Below are 17,762 nucleotides of genomic sequence, written 5' to 3'. Positions count from 1 at the left end.
GAGGGCCGTGAGCGCATGCCCGGCCAGCACGGCATGAGCGAACGCACCGAGCGGAGCGAGGGCCGTGAGCGCATGCCCGGCCAGCACGGCATGAGCGAACGCACCGAGCGGAGCGAGGGCCGTGAGCGCATGCCCGGCCAGCACGGCATGAGTGGGACGGTGCGGGTGCTGATCGTGGACGACGACCCCCTGGTCCGGGGCGCGCTGTCGATGATCCTCGGCGGGGTGCCCGACCTGACCGTGGTGGGTGAGGCCGCCGACGGGGCGGAGGTGCCCGCCGCGGTCGCCGCGCACGCCCCGGACGTGGTGCTGATGGACATCCGGATGCCCCGGGTGGACGGGCTCGCCGCCACCGAGGCGCTGCGGGCGGCGGCGGACCCGCCCGAGGTGCTGGTGCTGACCACCTTCGACGCCGACGAGCAGGTGCTGCGCGCGCTGCGCGCCGGGGCGAGCGGCTTCCTGCTCAAGGACACCCCGCCGGCCGAGATCGTGGCGGCGGTACGCCGGGTCGCGGCCGGGGAGGCGACCCTGTCACCGGCGGTGACCCGCAAGCTGATCGCCCACGTGACCGCCGCGCCGTCGCCCGGGCCGGACCCGAAACGCCAGCGGGCGGTACGGCTGCTCGCCGGGCTGTCCGAGCGGGAGCGGGAGGTCGCGCTGCTGCTGGGCCGGGGGCGGACCAACGCGGAGATCTCCGCCGAGCTGTTCATGAGCGTGGCCACGGTGAAGGCGTACGTGTCGCGGCTGCTCACCAAGCTGGACCTGAACAACCGCGTGCAGGTGGCGCTGCTGGTGCAGGACGCCGACCTGGCCTGAACGCCACGGTTCTCGGACGCTAAAGCTCTCATTTTTGATAGTATCAGTAATGAGAGTATTCGAGATGAGAGCCGCGTGGTGATCGTATGGACGGATTCGTCGGCAGAACCCGTGAGCTGGCCCAGCTCGACGGGATGCTCGACCGCGTGGCACGCGGCGGCCGGGCCGGGCGTCCCGGGCGGGCGCTGCTCATGCGTGGCCGCCGCCGGGTCGGCAAGTCGCGACTGGTGGAGGAGTTCGTCGAGCGCGCGGACGTGCCCCACCTGTTCTTCACCGCCTCGGCGCAGCCGACCGCCGCCGCCGATCTGGCGCTGTTCGTGTCGGCCGTGACGGGCTCGACGCTCCCGGGCGCCGGGCTGTTCACCGGACAGGCGCCGGCCACCTGGGACGCCGCGCTCACGTTGCTGGCCGCCGCGTTGCCGACCGACCGACCGAGCGTCGTCGTGATCGACGAGATGCCCTACCTGATCGCCACCGACCCCGGCTTCGAGGGGACCCTGCAGAAGGTCTTCGATCGGGAGTTGTCCCGCAGGCCGGTCCTGGTGATCTGCGTCGGGTCCGACCTGGCGATGATGGAGGCGCTGAACGACTACGGGCGACCCTTCCACCAGCGCGCCACGGAGATGGTGGTTCCGCCGCTCAGCCCGGCCGACGTGGGCGAGATGCTCGACCTGACTCCTGCCGACGCCATCGACGCCTACCTGGTCACCGGCGGTCTGCCGCTGGTGGTCGACGACTGGGCGCCCGGCGACGGGCTGCGCGACTATCTCTCCCGTGCGGTCAGGGACCCCACTTCGGCGCTGCTCGTCAGCGGAGAGCGGGCCCTCGCCGCCGAATTTCCCCCGCAGTCACAGCCGGACACGGTGCTCCGCGCCATCGGAGCCGGGGAACGCACCTTCTCGTCGATCGCCCGGGCCGCGGGCGGTATTCCGCAGGGGTCGCTGCATCGCGCGCTCCGGCTGCTCACCGACAAGCGGATCGTCGAGGCTACCCTCCCGCTGTCCACCCGCCCCTCCCGTGAGACCCGCTACGTCGTCGCCGATCCCCACCTCCGCTTCTGGCTCGCCTTCCTCGGGCCCTACCTGCCGGAGATCGAGCGTGGCCGGGGAGACCTGACGTTGGGTCGAATCGACTCCTCGTGGACCTCCTGGCGGGGGCGTGCGGTCGAACCGGTGATCCGGGAGTCGTTGCGCCGGCTGCCGTCCGGGCACCTGCCGGCCGACACGGCGGTGGTGAGCGGCTTCTGGACGCGTACCAACGATCCCGAGATCGACCTCGTCGGCGGCGACCGAGGGCCGGTGGCCAAGCGGATCACCTTCGTGGGTTCGGTCAAATGGCTGGAGCACGGCTCGTTCGACGCGCACGACCTGGGCCGGCTGCTCCACCACCGCGCTCAACTGCCCGGAGCCGACGAACACACCCCGGTCGTCGCCGTGGTGCGCAGCGGCCGTGCGGTCGACGGGGTGAGCGTGCTCGGACCGGAGGATCTGCTCACCGCGTGGCGGGATTGAACTGCTGCCGGTGTCCGGCCGTACCAGTGGGCGAGGATGTGGTGCGGCCGGTCCGCCGCACCGCTGCCGAGCTGCGGGAGGCCTGCCGTGCGAGTTGGTGAGCAGTCGAGGGATCCCATCGACCAGATCCTGGGCGACGTGCCGGTGCCGGCGACGTTGACCCCCGAGGACGTCCGCCTCGCGGTCCGGGCGGTGGTGGTGCACGCCGCCGAGGAGTGGCCCGCGGGGCCGAAGTGCCGCAACGACGGGGCGGCGTTCCCCTGCCGGCTGCACCGCTGGGGACGCAAGGTGCTGGAGACACACGGGCTGAACGAGCGCCAGATCGACGCGCTGGTCCGGCACGGCAACCCGTTCGTGCACGTACCGTTCCCGTTCGTGCTGACCGGCCCCTCGGCCGCCCGTTCGGGCCCGACCCCGGGCGCCCGCCCGGGTGCCGGGCAGGCCGGCCGGCCGGCGGCGGCGGCGGCCCAGACTGCCCGGCCGGGCGCGGGTCAGGCGGCCCGGCCGGGCGCCGCGGCCCCGGCCGCCCGGCTCGCACCCGGCCAGGTGCCGCGCGGCCCGTCCCCGCGGGTCGCCGCGCCGCCGGTCCGCCCCGGCGTCGGCCGGCCGACGCGCGGCTCCGGGTCGAGCACACCGCCGGCCCCCGTCGCCCGGCCGCGCTGGCCCCGGGCGAGCTGACCCCGGCCCTGGTCGTTCGGGCCGGACCCGGGACGACGGCCCGGCGCGGGGAGCCCCCACCCCCGCGTCGGGCCGCCGTCCGCCGGCTACCTCAGTTGACCCCGCAGTTCGGGGCGGACCAGTCGGTGACGTTGGGTGACTTGTCCTTGTTGTTCTCCCGGCGCGAGTCCACGTGCACGTGGTCGCCGTGGTCCGGGTAGCCGGGGCCGTAGATGCCGCTGAAGCCCTGGTCCCGGGCCGACCGGGCGATCTCGCAGAGGGTCCGGCTCCGTGAGGTCAGATCGGCCGCGTCGCCGTACAGGTGCTGGCTGTCCGACGCGCCGCCGACCTGCCGGTTGCAGGCGATGCTGCGGAAGCCGCTGGTGACGTAGAGCGGCTTGTCGCCGAGGCTGCGCCGCAGCGCCTCCAGCTTCCACATGGCGCGCAGGGCGTTCTCCCGGGTGGCGGACGACGAGAGCGGGCCCCCGCTCCACCCGCCCTTGCCGCAGCCGTTGTCCAGCTCGGCGTAGCTGAAGTGCTTCGGGGTGCAGTCGTCGTCCTGGAGGGCGTAGATCTTGGCGAACGTCTGCGGGCCGGCGACCCCGTCGGCGCGCAGCCCGTACGCGGCCTGGAAGCGCCGGACCGCGGCGGCCGTCTCCGGTCCGTACTCTCCGTCGACCCGTACGATGCCGCCGTATCCGGCCCAGCCGGCCACCCGGATCTGGAGTTGCCGGACGTCGGTGCCCGAGCTGCCGGTGGCGAGCGTCCGGGCCCAGGTGTAGCAGCCGTCGGCGTGGGCCGGTGGCGCGGCGACGGCGGTTGCCACGGAAGCCCCGGGCAGGGCCAGCGCGAACGCGACGGCCGCCCGCTTCAGGGTGTTGACGCGCACAGGAGTCCTCCCGATGAGAGAGCGGATCTGGGGCGGGACGGGTGGAAAGACCGGTACGTCCCGTCCTTCTCACCGTGACAGCCGGCCGGGGTCTTCGTGGTGATTAGCGGAAATTGTTCTCACATTCGGTCATGGTCGGAGGGGCGCGGTAACGTCTGCTCCGGACCCGGTCCGACGGGGAGGTGGGGCGTTGGCACGTGGCGGCGTGTTCTGCGTCGAGGGGCAGTGGCACCGCGACCTCAACGAGCGCGGCTCCGTCCTGCCCACGCTCGACCTGCTCGAACGACTGGGCCGGATCCGCTACATCCACAAGGACGCCGCCACCCGCGACGAGCTGTTCTACTTCCTCGACCGCTGGCTGCTCAAGCAGTACGCGGACCACCGGGTCGGCTTCTTCGCCATGCACGGCGAGCCGAGCCGGCTCTGCCTCACCGACTGGGACTCGGTCGAGCTGTCCGACGTGGCCGAGCGGATGGCCGGTCGCGGCGAGGGGCGTCGCCTCTACTTCGGCAGTTGCTCCGTGCTGCGCGCCTCCGACGCCACGCTCCGCGAGTTCCTCGACGTGACCGGCGCGGCGCTGATCTGCGGGTTCACCCGTGACGTCGACTGGGTCGAGTCGGCCGCGTTCGAGACCGTGCTGCTCGACGTGCTGGCCAACGGGCAGCGGCACAACGCGGCCGAGCTGCGGATGGGCTCGGCGCACTGGGCGCCGCTCGCCGCGTACCTCGGTTTCCGGGTGATCTACGCCAACGGCCGCGCCTGGCGGCCCACCGCGCGCCCCCGCGTGCCCGAGCAGGTCTCCCCGCGCCGGGCCGCCGCCCGCCCGCGCTGAGAACCGCCCCCGAGCCTGGTAGAACCGAGGGATGCCACGCAGCATCGCGCGCAACACCCGGGTCGACCGGGACGCCCTGACCGAGTTCCTCCGCCCCCGGCACCGCGTCGAGCTGATGACGACGCGTGCCGACGGCCGCCCACAGTCCTCCCCGGTCTCCTGCGGGGTCGACGCCGAGGGCCGGCTGGTCATCTCCACCTACCCGGAGCGGGCCAAGGTGACGAACATCCGCCGCGACCCCCGGGTCTCGGCGTGCGTGCTCTCCGACGACTGGAACGGGCCGTGGGTGCAGGTCGACGGCGTGGCCGAGGTGCTCGACCTGCCCGAGGCGCTGGAGCCGCTCGTCGACTACTTCCGCAGCATCTCCGGTGAGCACCCGGACTGGGACGAGTACCGGTCGGCGATGGTCGCGCAGGGCAAGTCGCTGATCCGGGTCACCGTCGAGTCGTGGGGACCGATCGCCACCGGCGGGTTCCCGGCCCGGCTCGCCGACTGATCAGTACGCGGCGGTGAACCGGGCGTTGCCGAACCTCGGGTTCTCGATCTCGTCGACGATCGCCACCGCCAGGTCCTCGTAGGTGAGCACCGACCGGCCCTGCGCGTCCGTCACCGGGTGGTCGGTGCCGGTGCGGTAGTGCCCGGTCCGCTCGCCGGGGTGGAACTCCAGCGGCGGTGGCGAGACGTACGTCCAGGTCACCCCGTCGGCCGAGGAGCGGTAGAACTCCAGGGCGGCGGCCTGCCCCTGCGCCGAGTCCCGGTATTCGGCCGGGAAGTCCGGCTCGTCCAGGAACCGGGTGCCGTTCGGGGTGAGCAGCGTCGACCCGCCGCCGACGTGGATCACCCGGGGCGGGTCGGGCAGCTCCCGGAGCGTGTCGACGATCGTCCGGGCGGCGTCGCGCCACAGGTCGCGCTCGCCACCGCCGATCGCCACCACCAGCACGTCCGCGTCCCCGGCCAGCTCGCGGACACTCCGCGCCGAGGTCGCGTCACCGGTCACCGTGCGTACGCCGGGCGGCAGTTAGCCGACCGCCTCCGGGCGGCGTACCGCCGCGGTGACCCGGTGCCCCCGCTCGACGGCCTCGGCGGCGATCCGGGAGCCGGCTGTCCCGCCGGCGCCGAACACGACGATGTCGCTCATGCCTCACAGGCTAGGCAGCGGGCCACCGGGCGGGTGCCGTTCCGCCGGAACCGGCCCCTCAGTCGACGAGCGCCGAGTAGACGAGCTGGCGCAACTGGCTGCGCAGCGGGTAGGTGCTCGACGGCATGAGCTGCGTGAACAGCAGCGCGGTGACCTCCTCCACCGGGTCCACCCAGAACGCGGTGCTGGCCATGCCGCCCCAGTAGAACTCGCCCACGCTGCTGGGCACCCGCGACGGCACCGGGTCCAGCACCACGGCGAAGCCCAGCCCGAAGCCGATCCCGTCGAGGACGGTCTCGCTGAACCCCTCCGGGGAGAACGAGGCGAGGTCCCGGCCGCCGGGCAGGTGGTTGCGGGTCATGAAGCGCAGCGTGCGCGGGCCGAGCAGGCGTACCCCGTCCAGCTCGCCGCCGCGCAGCAGGAACTGGGTGAAGCGGTGGTAGTCGGCGGCGGTGGAGACCAGCCCGCCGCCGCCGGAGTGCCAGCTCGGCTCCGCCAGCGCGGCCCGGCCGATCGAGTCGGCGCGGACCGCCTGGCCGGTCGCCGGGTGCGGGGCGTAGAGCGCGGCCAGCCGCTTGGCGTCGGTCGGGTCCGCCCACCAGCGGGTGTCGGTCATGCCCAGCGGACGCAGGATCCGCTCGGTGAAGAACGCGGCGAGCGACTGCCCGGAGATCACCTCGACCAGGCGGCCCAGCACGTCGGTGGAGACGCCGTAGTTCCAGCTCGTCCCGGGCTGGAACAGCAGCGGCAGTCGGGCCAGGCCGGCCGAGGCCGCGGCCAGGTCGGTGCCCGGCGGCACCCCCAGGTCGAAGCCGGCCGCCCGGTAGAGGCCGTCGACCACCGAGACCTGGGCGAAGCCGTACGTCAGGCCGGCGGTGTGGGTGAGCAGGTGCCAGACGCGGATCGGTTCGGTCGCCGGCACGGTGTACGGCTTGAGCACCGAGCCCCGGTCGTAGACCCGGACGTCGGCGAACTCCGGCAGCCAGCGGCTGACCGGGTCGGTCAGCTCGAACCGGCCCTCCTCCCACAGCATCATCGCGGCGACCGAGGTGATCGGCTTGGTCATCGAGTAGATGCGCCAGAGCGTGTCCGTCTCGACCGGCAGGCCGGCCTCCCGGTCGCGCTGCCCGTAGGTGGCGGAGTGGGCGATCTCGCCCCGGCGGGTGACGACCACCTGCCAGCCGGCGAGCCGGCCGTCGTCGACGTAACGGGCGAAGTGCTCGTCGATCCGCGCCAGTCGGGCGGGATCGAAGCCGAGGCGGCCGGGGTCGGTGCTCACTGCGACGCTCACCCCGGCGAACCTACCCGCCGGTACGGCGAGCCGGAAGTGTCCGCCGGCCACGTAGTCTCGGCGGCATGCCGGAGCCCGCCGAGGACGTCACCTACCGCGACCAGGACTGGTACGCCGAAGAGCTGGTCGACAGGCACTTCGTGCGCTGCGAGTTCTTCCAGGTCGACCTCACCGAGGCGGTCAGCCGGGGCGCGACCTTCACCGAGTGCGTCTTCGGCAACGTGGCGTTCAACGCCTCCCGGCACACCGACTCGGCGTTCACCCGCTGCACGTTCACCCGGTGCAACCTCTTCGAGGCCGAGTTCACCGGCTGCAAGCTGGTCGGCAGCAGCTTCGACCGGTGCGACCTGCGCCCGCTGCGGGTCGACGGCGGCGACTGGTCCTTCGTCGCCCTGTCCGGGGCCGACCTGCGCGGGGCGCGGATCACCGACGCCCGAATGCGCGAGGCCGACCTGACCGGGGTCGACCTGACCGGCGCGGTGCTCACCGGCGTCGACCTGTCCGGCGTCCAGTGGCGCGGCGCCAACCTGACCCGCGCCGACCTGCGCGGCAGCGACCTGTCCACGCTCGACCCGGCGGAGGTCGCACGGTCCGGCGCGCGGGTCGGCGTGGCGCAGGCCGTGACGCTGGCGCAGGCGCTCGGTTTCCAGGTCGGCTGACCCACCTCGCCCACCGGCTGGGCGTTCATCACACTCGGTGACGCCGCCGCGAAAGGAACGAATTTAGAGCGTTATATTTCTGAGTCATAATTATGACGCTCAGGTATAACGGTTTACATGCACCGTTTTTTCCGGCGCGACACGCCCGAACCGGCCGGGCGGAAAATTGGTGCGCTTCGACGGCTTCTCGATGATCGAAGCATGTGTCATCCTGCCCTGCGGCGAGCCGCGATGACGGCCGCCCGCGTCTGCGGCCGGGGGAGGGGCATTGGCTGAGGACGACATCACGCAGTCGGGGATCCGGGTCGGCGGCTGGCTGCCCGCCGTACCGGACCGGCCGGCCGCCGAGTCGCCGCCACCCGCCAGCCCGCGCCGCCTGCCCGGGGATGCGGATCCCGCCCCGGCCGGGCCCGGGTTCGAGCGGGTGCCGCTCGTCGGACCCGCTCCGACCGGGCTCGGAGCGGCCGTACCGGCGCCGGCGCGACCCGACCTGGACGGCTCCTGGCCCTCGGGTCGGATGCGGGCCTCGGACGTCCCGTCGCAGGGGAGCGGGGGAGCGACGCCCATCGCGCCCGGCCGCCATACCGCTGCGGAGAGCCTCGGCGCGCGGCTCGTCGCGCCGGCCACCGCGCTCGCGGCCCGGCTGCGCGCGGGGACGGCCGGGCTGCGCACGGCGTACATCCGGGTGGGCGGCGACGGCGGGGCGACGGCCGGGTCGGCCGCGGAGAGCCCGGCCACCCGGGTCGGCGTGGCCCGGGCCCGGCGGAGACGCCGGCGGGTGGTGCTGGCCGTCGCGGCGGTGACCGTGGCGGTGGCGGCGCTGGCATACTCCGCCCGGCCGCCGGCCGCACCCCAACGCCGGCCCGGCGTGCCGGCGGCCGCGCCCACGGATCCGACGCCGGCGCCGACCGCGGCGCCGCCCACGGTCGTGCCGGTCACCGGCGAGCCGGCGTTGCCCGGCGGTCCGCTGCTCGGGGTGGACCAGCAACAGGTGCCGGCGGCGGTGTCGCTCACCCTGCTCGGCACGCGGGACTGGCGGCACTGGGGCGGCACCGGCGCGGACAGCGTCCAGCGCAAGCAGAGCGGCACCGGGGAGATCCAGGACCCGGGCGGCGCGCGGCTGGAACACAACGCCGGGGTGTCCGGGCTGACCTGGACCGACGGCACCCCGACGGCCCGCGAGGCGGGCACCCGGGCGGGCGTCTTCCAGCGCGGCGCCGGGAAGTCCTTCCGGCTCGCCGTCGCCGGCAGCGGTGACCTGCGGACCGTCCGGTTGTTCGTCGGCGCGTTCTCGGCCGGGGCCCGGCTCGACGTCTCGCTCTCCGGCGGCGGCGACCCCGCCGTGCGGGAGGTGGCCCTCGCCCGTGGCGACCGCTTCTACCAGTACGTCATCCACTTCCGGACGCCGCGCGACCAGCGGCTGCTGATCAGTTGGCGGGCGCTGACGGTGACCGGCGGGCAGAACGACGGGGTGTCGCTGGAGGCGATCACGGTAAGCTGACCGACCGCGCGTGACTACCGCTTGGTAACGAACTGGAAACGCCCGTCGGCTCACATATGGCGCAAACGACCGGCCGGTGACACCGTGAAGCCCGTCGCGCTCCGGCCGCTCCCGGCGGCGCAGCGTGACACGAAGCGGAGGTGTGGTGGCCGAGGAGGACCGTTCGCGAACCGGCCCCGGCTCGCACCGGGAGGGCCGCCCGCACACCCGGTCCGGGCTGCGCCGGCTGCGTCGGCGGCGGCGGATGCTGCTGGAGGGCCTGGCCGCGTTCCTCTGCCTGGCGGCGGTGGTGGCCTACCTCGGCACCGAGCGGCACGACACGCCCCGCGAGGAGAGCGCGGTGCTGCCGGTGGCGCCGACCGGCCGGGTCGGGCTGCCGAGCGAGGGCGACGGCGCGGTCGCCACCCCCGGGCTGCGTCCCCGCCAGCGTCCCCCGTCGCCCAGTCCCTCGCCGTCCACGGTGGCGCCACCGACCGTGGCGGTCAGTCGCGCCGAGGTGCCCGCCACTGTCGACCTCACCGCCGTGGGCACCGTCGACTGGGTCCAGTGGGGCCTGCTCGGCGCCGACCACACCGTTCGCAAGCGCGGCGGCTCCGGCGAGATCCGGGACGAGGGCGGCCGGGGCGAGCGGGAGAGCTACAGCAACAACCCCGAGGAGTACGCCTGGCGTGACGGCGCCCCGGTGGCCTCGGCCAGTGGCACCATGTCCGGCGTCTACACCTGCGACCGCGGCAACGGTTTCCGCCTGACGGTGGCCGGCAACGGCCAGCCGCGCACGGTGCACCTCTACGCCGGGCTCTGGATGGCCCGCGGCCGGCTCGACGTGCGGGTGGCCGACGGCCCGGCCAGCACGATCCGGATGGAGGACCCGCACACCGCGTTGACCGCCGACTTCACCGTGCGGTTCCGGGCGCCACGCGGCGTGAAGCTGTTGCTGAGCTGGACCGTCGAGGAGTCCCTCGGGCAGTGCGGCAACGTCAGCCTCCAGGCCGTCGCGCTGCGCTGACGCCGTTACCTCCCGGGTAATCGACCCGGTGCGGCCCGCCCGCGCAGAATCGGTGGCACCTGCCGCGCCGGCCCACCGGCGCCGCCCACCGGGGAGGACACCATGCCCGCTTTCGCGCTCGCCAGCCTGCGTCCCACGGGGCTCAACGAGGAGATCCTGGAGTACATCGAGAAGGTCCAGTCGACGTTCGCGCCGTTCGGCGGGCGGTTCCGGGTGCACGGGGCCGAGCCCGAGGTCCTGGAGGGACAGTGGCCGGGCACCGTGGTCATCGTCGAGTTCCCGGACGTCGAGCGGGCCCGCGCCTGGTACGCGTCCCCGGCCTACCAGGAGATCCTGCCGTTGCGGACGCGCAACATCGAGGGCGACACGATCATCCTGGACGGGGTCGGCCCGGACTACGACGCCACGCGTACCGCCGCCCGGATGCGGGCGTCGCTCGACTGAGTCGCCGGGACAGTTTGTCCGTCGCGGGCCGGGGCGGGCGTCGTACGTTTCCGATGTCCCGCCCGACCATCCCCTGTGGAGGTTCGACCCGATGAACCACCCCGCATCCGTGACCCTCGCCCGTCAGCCCGCCGACGGCGGTGTGCTGCGGGACATCCCGCTGCCGCCGTACGTGACGGTCGAGGACGTCCAGTTCGCGGTGCGGGCGGTGGTGGTGCACGCGCCACGGACCTGGTCGGGCGGGACCATCTGCCGCAACGACGCCAGCCCGCACCCGTGCCGGCTGCACCGCTGGGGGCGGCGGGTGCTCACCCTGCGCGGGCTGCCACCGGCCGAGATCGACGCGCTGGTCGAGCGGGGCGACCCGACCGCCGCCCCGCGCCCGTACCGGCCCGGCGCCTGAACGCCGGGCCGGCACGGACCTTCTCAGCAGCGGACCGGCTTGACCCAGGAGCACTCCCGACCCTCCGGCACGCGCGGCGAGTCCGGCGCCGCCGGCACCGTCCGCCGGGCCGTCGCGGTCTCCTTCTCGGAGTACGACGCCAGCGCGATCGCGATCTGGTCCTCCAGCCCCTTGACCGACGAGGTCAGGTAGTTGTTGAGGACGATCGAGAAGGCCAGCAGCCGACCGTCGGCGTCGGTGACGTAGCCGGAGAGGCCGGAGACCCCGGTCAGGCTGCCGGTCTTGGCGTGCACGTTGTTCGCGGCGGCGGTGCCGGCCATCCGGCTGCGCAGCGTCCCGCCGACGAAGCGGTCGGCGTTGCCGGCCGCCGGCAGGGCCGCGTACCAGCTGTCGAACCAGGGTTCGGCGCGGACCGCCGAGAGCAGCGTGACGAACTGGGCGGGCGGGATCAGGTTGCGGCGGGACAGGCCGGAGCCGTCGCGCTGGCGCAGCGTGCCGGTGTCCATCCCGGCGTCGCCGACGTACTCGCCGATCGCGGTCAGGCCGGCGGACCAGGTGCCGGAGCCGGAGAGCACCCGACCCAGCTCCTTGGTGAGCACCTCGGCGTGCCCGTTGTTGGAGAGCTTGAGGAACGGCACCATCAGGTCGGCGAGCGGCATCGAGTCGTGCCGGGCCAGCGGGCGGGCGCTGTCCGGGGTGGCGGTGCCGAGCACGGTCCGGCCCAGGACGCGTACGCCGTGCCGGCGCAGGGCGGACCGGAAGACGTCGGCGGCGTACCCGGTCGGTTCCCAGACCGTCACCCAGTCGCTCTCGGCGCCCTGACCGGCGGCGATCTGGCCGGTCACCACGACGGTGTTGCCGCCGTGCTCCCGCTCGATCGAGATGCTCGTCTCACCGCCGGCGACCGTCTCGGCCCGGTTGTCGATGCGCAGCCAGCCGTTGTCGGGCGTCATCGAGACCTTCGGCCGGGTGCCGGCCCGTGCGCCCGGCGCCACGTCGACGATCACGGTGCCGGCGTCGTAGTCGGTGTCCGGCGCGACGGTCAGCGCGGACACCTGCGCCGCGTAGTAGTAGGGCTCGTCGTCCCAGGTCCAGTCCGGACCGAGCCGGCTGCGGTCGTAGCGGGTGTCGTCGGCGACCAGGTTGCCGGTCACCACCCGTACGCCGGCGTCGGCGACCTGCGCGGCGAGCCGGTCGTAGTCCGCCGCGAGCATCGTCGGGTCACCGCCGCCCCGCAGGTAGAGGTCGCCGGAGAGCAGCCCGGCGCGGCGCGGCCCGCCGGCGCTGACGTCGGTGGTGAAGCGGTGCCCCGGGCCGAGCAGTTCCATCGCCGCGGTCGAGGTGAGCAGTTTGGTGTTGGAGGCGGGGACGAGCCGCCGGTTGCCGTTGCGGTCGTAGAGCGTGCGGCCGGTGGCGGTGTCCACCACGACCACGCCCGCCTGCGCACCGTCGAGCCGGCTGTCGGCGAGTACCGCGTCGATTGTCGCGTGCAGCCGGGTCTGCGCCGGGGTGGGCGCTTCGGCCGTGGCGTTCGGGGCGCCGGCGGTGGCCGCGGTGGCGACCAGCACCAGCGCCGCGAGGGCCCGAGGAAAGAGACGACGATGCATGCGACGATGCTGCCATGGAGCTTTCCTGCGGGATAGATCCCGGAGCGAAAGTTTTCGTCAGGCTCAGGGCCGCGGGGTGGCCACCCGTTCCGCAGGTCCCCGCCCGCCCGCGCCGGGCCGCAGGATCAGCGGCGCGACGAGCGCGGCGAGCGCGCCGCCCAGCAGCGGGAAGACGATGAACACCCAGAGCTGGCGCAGCGCGGAGCCGCCCTCGAACAGGGCCGGGCCGAACGACCGCGCCGGGTTCACCGAGGTCCCGTCCAGGGTCAGGCCGACCAGGTGCGCCCCGGCCAGGGCCAGGCCGATCGGCACCCCGGCGAACGCGGCGTGCTCGCCGCGGCCGGTCACCACCAGCACCACCAGGACGAAGAGGAACGTCAGCACCGTCTCCAGCACGGCCGCACCGCCCAGGTTGATGTGCGCGCCGTAACCGTTGGTGCCCAGCGCCCCGGTCTGGTCGACCACGTCACCCCAGCGGGTGAGCGCCCAGATCACGAATGCGGCGACGGTGGCGCCGGCGAACTGCGCGATCCAGTACGCCACCGCGCCCAGCGGGGAGATCTTCCCGGAGAGCAGCACGCCCAACGTCACCGCCGGGTTGATGTGGCTGCCGGAGAGCGGCCCCATCGTGTAGACCAGGGCCAGCATGGTGAACCCGAAGGCCAGGGCGACCACCACCACACCACCCTGGACACGGGCGAAGACGGCGCTGCCCACGCCGAAGAAGATCAGCAGCAGCGAGCCGAGGAACTCGGCGACGTACCTGCGCCTGTCGTCCATACCCCGAGACTAGAGAGCCGGCGGGCGTGCCGGAGGGGAAAACGCCTGTTCAACCCGGTGGTAGCCGATCACCCGGCTCTATTTGACGGATTCACCGGCAGCGGGCACGGTGGGTGGGGAGGGGCCGTCCGACCGCCCCGCTCCCGCGCGGCGAACACTGTTTCGTCCGCTTCCGCCGGTCGTGAGCCGACCGCGCGGGCCGAGGCGCCCGCGACCTTCCGCACCCCAGCCATGAGGAGTTCCGCCATGCTGACCATGACCGACAACGCCGTGCTGGTGATCCGTGACCTTGCCGCCCAGGAGGACCTCGCCGAGGCCGGCGGGCTGCGGATCGCCGCCGACACCGAGGCCGGTTCGCTCTCCATCGAACTGGTGCCCGAGCCCGTGCAGGGTGACCAGGTGGTGGACACCGAGGGGGCGCGGATCTTCCTGGACTCCGACGCCGCCGAACTGCTCACCGACACCTCGGTCGACGCGGTCGTCGACGACGAGGGCGTGGTCCAGTTCGGCTTCACCGAGAAGGAGTGACTCAGCCGGCGCGGCGGGACTCCCCGCCGCGCTGCGGCCGGCCGGCGCGCCCCCACTCCGGGGCGTCCTGGTCGGCCCGCCAGGAGCCGCCGCGCTGCTCGCGGTCCGGCCGGGTCAGCGTGGCCAGCACCTCCGCCAGGTGGTGCGAGGTGCTCCAGGCCATCCACAGTGACTCCGAGCCGGCGCCCGCGCCCCGCCGTGCCCGACGTAGCACCTCGTGGTCGCCCCACGAGAAGCCCGCCCCGGCCGCCGGCCAGTGCGGCGCGGACACCAGCGTGCGGCACAGGTCGGCGAAACGATCGTCGCCCCGTCCGCCCCGCCGGGCCCAGCGGTAGACCCACCACGCCCCGCCCGCCGCCCAGCGCAGCGTCGGCAGCCGGTCGCCCGGCGCGTCCGCGTCACGCACCGCGCAACCCACCCCGTAGTCCCCGTAGCCCAGCCGCAGATCGGCCAGGCGCTGCCAGAGCAGCCAGTCGAAGCGATCCAGACGGACCGGCTCGTCGGTGGGCAGCCGGGACAGCGCGGGCGGCATCCCGCCCGCCGCCACGGTCACCGACCGCCAGGCGTGCCGCCGCGCCCACTGGGCCGCGCGCCGCACCCGTGGCTCGACCAGTCGGACGTCCGCCGGGCAGCACACGTCCCCCGCGTCCAGCAGCAGGTCACACTGCTCCGGCAGCAATCCGGTCGACCGCCACACCCGCTCCACCGCGGCGGTGGCGTCCGGCCCGGCGCGGTCCGGGCCGGTCCGCAGCCGGACCACCGCCCGGCCCGCCCAGGCCCGCGCCGCCGCGCCGTGCGCCGCCAGCCGCCTGTCACTCTCCGAGAGCCCGATCACCGGCACCAGCGGTACGCCCCAGCGGACCGGATCGTGGTCCGGCTCGTCCGGCAGCGCGGACGCGTCGACGGCGGGCAGGATGCCGGCGGGGAGCCGCCCGAGCGCCTCCGGCGTGCCCGGATCGTCCGAGGTGACGTCGAGGATCGGCGCGAGCAGACCGGCGGCCGTGTCGTCGAGGTGGGTCAGGGCGTCCAGCTCGCCCCGGCGCGCGGCCAGCACGGGACGGTAGACCGGTTCCGGCGGCCGGCCGCCGGGTGCGGGCACCATACTTCAATGTAGCGACTCGATTGCTCTGCGTCACCATCGCGTCGGCCCGATCGGCCGGAGACGCGATTGACAGGCGCGCGCCGCGGTGGTGGCATGGTCTCCGCGGGCACCGCCGGGCATGGACGGGCAACCATGACCACCCCCCTGAGCCGACCCGTGCCCCGGGCCGGCCCGCCCGGAAGGCCGAACCATGACCCCGCACCCCCGCCTCCAGCTCGTCGCCGCCCTGGTCGCCGGCGCGGCCGCGCTGCTCGTCGCCGGTCAACTCCCCGCGCTCGCGGTCGACGACCCACCCGCGCCGGTGACCGGCAACGCCACCCACTTCGACGGCCTCGGCTCCCCGTACGGGGGCTGCGGACTGCCCCAGTCCGAACTGGACGCGCCGGACTTCGTCGCGCTGAACGTCTACGACCTCCCCGGCGACTACACGTCCTATCCGGTCCGCCCGTTGCCGCCGGCCGAGGCGAACAAGGTCGGCCTCTGGAACAACGGCCTCAACTGCGGCCGGTTCGTCCGGGTGACCATCGGCGACAGGTGCACCGGCACCAACGACGGCGCGCCGGGGCAACCCTTCTGCCGCAACGGGTCCTGGGTCGCCGACGGCTACAACGGCGCTACGCTGACCATGGTGGTCGCCGACTCCTGCGGCGACGGCAACGCCTGGTGCCGGGACGACCGCAACCACCTGGACCTGTCCACCGCGTCGTTGAACCGGTTCGCGCGCGGCGGCGTCGGGGTCGGTGACCTCTATCCGAACCACTGGAACAACCGGCAGGTCTCCTGGTCGTTCGTGCCCGCGCCGAACTACTCCGGGGACATCCGGATCGCGTTCCTGCGGGGCGCGCAACGCTACTGGCCGGCCATCGCGGTCTCCCACCTGGCCAACGGCATCCACGGCGTGGAGTACCTGGCCGACGGGGTGTGGCGGGCCGCCACCATGAACAGCGACATGGGCCAGTCGTACATCCTGGGCGCCACCACCGCGGGCGGCACCGACTTCTCGATCCGGGTGCGGGACGTGACCGGCGCGCTCGTCAACGGCGGCCGGGTGTACCGGTTCGCGCTGCCCGCCTCGTGCGGCGGCACCTGCTCTGCCGCGTACACACCGGTCACCTACACCACGTCGGACGGCCCGACCGGCTCGCCCAGCCCGACGGTCTCGCCCAGCCCTACTGTCTCGCCCAGCCCCACCGTCTCGCCGACCCCCACCGGCACCCCGCCGTCCGGCGCGGGCTGCGCGGCGACCTGGACGGTCACCGGCGCGTGGGCGGGCGGCTTCCAGGCCGAGGTGACGGTCCGCAACACCGGTACGTCCGCCGCCACCGGCTGGAGCAGCCAGGTCGGCTTCGCCGGCGGGCAGCGGCTGGTGAACGCCTGGAACGCCACCGCCGCCCAGTCCGGCACGCGGGTGACGGCCACGAACGCGGCCTGGAACGGCGCGCTGGCGGCCGGCGGCGTCACCAGTTGGGGTCTGGTCGTCTCCGGCGACAACCAGCCACCCGCGGAGGTGCGCTGCACCCTGCGGTGAACCGGGGGCCGGGTGCGGATACGTCCCGCACCCGGCCCCCGGCCTGGTCCTCCCGAGCGTGGCGTCTCTCGGCTCCCGCTCGGTCCTGGCGGCGCTGGTGGGCTCGCGCTCGGTCCTCCCGGCACCGGTCGTCGCGGTGCCGGTGGGCTTCCGCTCGGTCCTCGCGTCGCGGTGCCGGTGGGCTTCCGCTCGGTCCTCGCGGCACCGGTCGTCGCGGCGTCCGTGGTCGACCGAGTCGCCCGGGCGCTTGCGGTCAGTCGTCGTCGCCGTGCCGGCCGCCGCCGTGGTCGTCGCCACGGTCGTGCGTGCCGTGGTCGTCGTCCCGGCCGTGGTCGTCCCCGCCCCGGTCGTCGCTCCCCGCGCGGTCGTCCCGGCCGCTGTCGTCGCGCCCGCCACGGTCGTCCGTGCCGGCGCGCTGCCGCTCGACCTCCAGCACCGCGCCGGTGCCCCGGTCGACCTTGACCTCGTGCCGCCAGCCGTCGCGGACCACCTTGACGCTCCACGCCGGACGGCCGTGCTCGGTCTCCGCCTCGATCTCGCTGACCCGGCCGCCTCCGATCCGCGCCAGCGCCACCTCGGCGGCCCGCTGCCGGCTCACCGCCCGGTCCGCCGCCGGGGCGGCTACGGTGTCGTCGTCGCGCCCCTGTCGACCCGGGCTGTCCTCGCCGCCAATGGTCGCCGGAGCCGTGGCGTCGTCGGCCGTCGCGTGCCGGGCGGGGGTGTCCTCGCGCCCGTTCGCCGATCGGGCCGGGTTGTCGTCGCCCCTGTTCGCCGACCGGGCCGGGTTGTCCTCGCCGGACGTCGTGCCGGCCGGGTCGTCGCCACCGGCCCGGGCCGGGTGGTCCTCCACGGTCACGGCGGCCGGGGCGGAACGCCCGCTCGACCGGTCCGCCGCGGCCACACCGAGCGCCGCGCCGGTCACCGCCAACACGGCCACGCCACCGGCCGCCGCCAGCATCAGGGAAGTACGTCGCATCATCGTCACCTCTCCTCGGTTCCTGTCCACGACGATGCGCGCCGGACGGCCAACGCCGCGCTAGCCGAGGGACAACGCCGGGTTAAGGCGGCCC

The 17,762-nt window shown here is 74.2% G+C and carries 18 protein-coding genes and 1 pseudogene; 12 read left to right on the top strand and 7 right to left on the bottom strand.

The features are described 5' to 3' along the window. The first annotated feature begins 147 nt into the window (after positions 1-147). The 3 genes from ACIA5A_RS15005 to ACIA5A_RS14995 all read left to right on the top strand — a co-directional run bounded on the left by ACIA5A_RS15005 (position 148) and on the right by ACIA5A_RS14995 (position 3,005). Positions 148-816 carry a response regulator gene (locus ACIA5A_RS15005; RefSeq protein ID WP_396761778.1) on the top strand — a complete coding sequence of 223 codons (669 nt, stop codon included), beginning with the start codon at positions 148-150 and terminating at the stop codon, positions 814-816. Positions 817-902: 86 nt separating this feature from the next. Then, positions 903-2,327, top strand: a complete 1,425-nt coding sequence (locus ACIA5A_RS15000) for an ATP-binding protein (RefSeq protein WP_396761518.1) — start codon at positions 903-905, stop codon at positions 2,325-2,327. Between the two features lie 87 nt (positions 2,328-2,414). Beyond that, the gene (locus ACIA5A_RS14995; protein ID WP_396761516.1) at positions 2,415-3,005 is read left to right on the top strand and encodes a hypothetical protein; all 591 of its coding nucleotides are present in this window, start codon (positions 2,415-2,417) and stop codon (positions 3,003-3,005) included. A 91-nt stretch (positions 3,006-3,096) separates the two neighbouring features. Here ACIA5A_RS14995 and ACIA5A_RS14990 read toward each other — a convergent pair whose 3' ends face one another. Continuing rightward, on the bottom strand, positions 3,097-3,873 hold the full coding sequence (locus tag ACIA5A_RS14990) for a D-Ala-D-Ala carboxypeptidase family metallohydrolase (RefSeq protein WP_396761513.1): 777 nt from the start codon (positions 3,871-3,873) through the stop codon (positions 3,097-3,099). A gap of 190 nt (positions 3,874-4,063) precedes the next feature. Between ACIA5A_RS14990 and ACIA5A_RS14985 the strand changes: the two genes are divergently transcribed. Next, the gene (locus ACIA5A_RS14985) at positions 4,064-4,705 is read left to right on the top strand and encodes a DUF6642 family protein (protein ID WP_278107467.1); all 642 of its coding nucleotides are present in this window, start codon (positions 4,064-4,066) and stop codon (positions 4,703-4,705) included. A 31-nt stretch (positions 4,706-4,736) separates the two neighbouring features. Next, the gene (locus ACIA5A_RS14980) at positions 4,737-5,201 is read left to right on the top strand and encodes a PPOX class F420-dependent oxidoreductase (RefSeq protein WP_396761510.1); all 465 of its coding nucleotides are present in this window, start codon (positions 4,737-4,739) and stop codon (positions 5,199-5,201) included. Here ACIA5A_RS14980 and ACIA5A_RS14975 read toward each other — a convergent pair. After that, positions 5,202-5,843, bottom strand: a pseudogene (locus ACIA5A_RS14975) (NAD(P)-dependent oxidoreductase). Positions 5,844-5,901: 58 nt separating this feature from the next. Continuing rightward, positions 5,902-7,134 carry a serine hydrolase domain-containing protein gene (locus ACIA5A_RS14970; RefSeq protein WP_396761508.1) on the bottom strand — a complete coding sequence of 411 codons (1,233 nt, stop codon included), beginning with the start codon at positions 7,132-7,134 and terminating at the stop codon, positions 5,902-5,904. Positions 7,135-7,199: 65 nt separating this feature from the next. On the opposite strand from ACIA5A_RS14970, the gene ACIA5A_RS14965 reads away from it, so the two are divergent. The 5 genes from ACIA5A_RS14965 to ACIA5A_RS14945 all read left to right on the top strand — a co-directional run bounded on the left by ACIA5A_RS14965 (position 7,200) and on the right by ACIA5A_RS14945 (position 11,147). Further along, a complete protein-coding gene (locus ACIA5A_RS14965; protein WP_396761505.1) occupies positions 7,200-7,793 on the top strand; it encodes a pentapeptide repeat-containing protein in 594 nt (197 codons plus the stop codon). A 268-nt stretch (positions 7,794-8,061) separates the two neighbouring features. Further along, positions 8,062-9,294 carry a hypothetical protein gene (locus ACIA5A_RS14960; protein WP_396761502.1) on the top strand — a complete coding sequence of 411 codons (1,233 nt, stop codon included), beginning with the start codon at positions 8,062-8,064 and terminating at the stop codon, positions 9,292-9,294. 145 nt (positions 9,295-9,439) lie between these two features. Then, on the top strand, positions 9,440-10,300 hold the full coding sequence (locus tag ACIA5A_RS14955) for a hypothetical protein (RefSeq protein WP_396761499.1): 861 nt from the start codon (positions 9,440-9,442) through the stop codon (positions 10,298-10,300). A 102-nt stretch (positions 10,301-10,402) separates the two neighbouring features. Beyond that, the gene (locus ACIA5A_RS14950) at positions 10,403-10,744 is read left to right on the top strand and encodes a DUF1330 domain-containing protein (protein WP_396761497.1); all 342 of its coding nucleotides are present in this window, start codon (positions 10,403-10,405) and stop codon (positions 10,742-10,744) included. 91 nt (positions 10,745-10,835) lie between these two features. After that, positions 10,836-11,147, top strand: coding sequence for a hypothetical protein (locus tag ACIA5A_RS14945; protein WP_396761494.1), 312 nt, complete (start codon positions 10,836-10,838; stop codon positions 11,145-11,147). A gap of 23 nt (positions 11,148-11,170) precedes the next feature. Here ACIA5A_RS14945 and dacB read toward each other — a convergent pair whose 3' ends face one another. Together dacB and ACIA5A_RS14935 are read right to left on the bottom strand one after the other, a co-directional pair. Then, a complete protein-coding gene (dacB, locus tag ACIA5A_RS14940; protein ID WP_396761491.1) occupies positions 11,171-12,754 on the bottom strand; it encodes a D-alanyl-D-alanine carboxypeptidase/D-alanyl-D-alanine-endopeptidase in 1,584 nt (527 codons plus the stop codon). A gap of 63 nt (positions 12,755-12,817) precedes the next feature. After that, positions 12,818-13,534 (bottom strand): MIP/aquaporin family protein, encoded by a 717-nt coding sequence (locus tag ACIA5A_RS14935; protein ID WP_396761489.1) that lies wholly within the window; start codon positions 13,532-13,534, stop codon positions 12,818-12,820. Positions 13,535-13,780: 246 nt separating this feature from the next. Between ACIA5A_RS14935 and ACIA5A_RS14930 the strand changes: the two genes are divergently transcribed. Next, positions 13,781-14,062, top strand: a complete 282-nt coding sequence (locus ACIA5A_RS14930) for an iron-sulfur cluster biosynthesis family protein (RefSeq protein ID WP_396761486.1) — start codon at positions 13,781-13,783, stop codon at positions 14,060-14,062. A 1-nt stretch (position 14,063) separates the two neighbouring features. Here ACIA5A_RS14930 and ACIA5A_RS14925 read toward each other — a convergent pair whose 3' ends face one another. Next, positions 14,064-15,164, bottom strand: a complete 1,101-nt coding sequence (locus ACIA5A_RS14925; RefSeq protein WP_396761483.1) for a hypothetical protein — start codon at positions 15,162-15,164, stop codon at positions 14,064-14,066. A gap of 190 nt (positions 15,165-15,354) precedes the next feature. Here ACIA5A_RS14925 and ACIA5A_RS14920 point away from each other — a divergent pair, with 190 nt between their 5' ends. Then, on the top strand, positions 15,355-16,692 hold the full coding sequence (locus ACIA5A_RS14920) for a cellulose binding domain-containing protein (protein ID WP_396761480.1): 1,338 nt from the start codon (positions 15,355-15,357) through the stop codon (positions 16,690-16,692). A 253-nt stretch (positions 16,693-16,945) separates the two neighbouring features. On the opposite strand, the gene ACIA5A_RS14915 is transcribed toward ACIA5A_RS14920, so the two are convergent. Beyond that, complete coding sequence (locus ACIA5A_RS14915; RefSeq protein WP_396761477.1) at positions 16,946-17,668, bottom strand: PepSY domain-containing protein; 723 nt, start codon at positions 17,666-17,668, stop codon at positions 16,946-16,948. Positions 17,669-17,762 lie beyond the last annotated feature (94 nt).

It is taken from the genome of Micromonospora sp. NPDC051300 (assembly GCF_044455315.1).
Taxonomy (GTDB): Bacteria; Actinomycetota; Actinomycetes; order Mycobacteriales; family Micromonosporaceae; genus Micromonospora; species Micromonospora robiginosa.
Note: the sequence above shows the minus strand (reverse complement) of the source record. Positions and strands in the feature narration are given on the sequence as shown.

What these genes read in the sequence shown, in the direction of transcription:
- ACIA5A_RS15005 (WP_396761778.1), top strand. Translation starts at nt 148, where the DNA reads ATGAGTGGGACGGTGCGGGTGCTGATCGTGGACGACGACCCCCTGGTC.
- ACIA5A_RS15000 (WP_396761518.1), top strand. Translation starts at nt 903, where the DNA reads ATGGACGGATTCGTCGGCAGAACCCGTGAGCTGGCCCAGCTCGACGGG.
- ACIA5A_RS14980 (WP_396761510.1), top strand. Translation starts at nt 4,737, where the DNA reads ATGCCACGCAGCATCGCGCGCAACACCCGGGTCGACCGGGACGCCCTG.
- ACIA5A_RS14965 (WP_396761505.1), top strand. Translation starts at nt 7,200, where the DNA reads ATGCCGGAGCCCGCCGAGGACGTCACCTACCGCGACCAGGACTGGTAC.
- ACIA5A_RS14950 (WP_396761497.1), top strand. Translation starts at nt 10,403, where the DNA reads ATGCCCGCTTTCGCGCTCGCCAGCCTGCGTCCCACGGGGCTCAACGAG.
- ACIA5A_RS14945 (WP_396761494.1), top strand. Translation starts at nt 10,836, where the DNA reads ATGAACCACCCCGCATCCGTGACCCTCGCCCGTCAGCCCGCCGACGGC.
- dacB (WP_396761491.1), bottom strand. Translation starts at nt 12,754, where the DNA reads ATGCATCGTCGTCTCTTTCCTCGGGCCCTCGCGGCGCTGGTGCTGGTC.
- ACIA5A_RS14935 (WP_396761489.1), bottom strand. Translation starts at nt 13,534, where the DNA reads ATGGACGACAGGCGCAGGTACGTCGCCGAGTTCCTCGGCTCGCTGCTG.
- ACIA5A_RS14930 (WP_396761486.1), top strand. Translation starts at nt 13,781, where the DNA reads ATGCTGACCATGACCGACAACGCCGTGCTGGTGATCCGTGACCTTGCC.
- ACIA5A_RS14925 (WP_396761483.1), bottom strand. Translation starts at nt 15,164, where the DNA reads ATGGTGCCCGCACCCGGCGGCCGGCCGCCGGAACCGGTCTACCGTCCC.
- ACIA5A_RS14920 (WP_396761480.1), top strand. Translation starts at nt 15,355, where the DNA reads ATGACCCCGCACCCCCGCCTCCAGCTCGTCGCCGCCCTGGTCGCCGGC.
- ACIA5A_RS14915 (WP_396761477.1), bottom strand. Translation starts at nt 17,668, where the DNA reads ATGCGACGTACTTCCCTGATGCTGGCGGCGGCCGGTGGCGTGGCCGTG.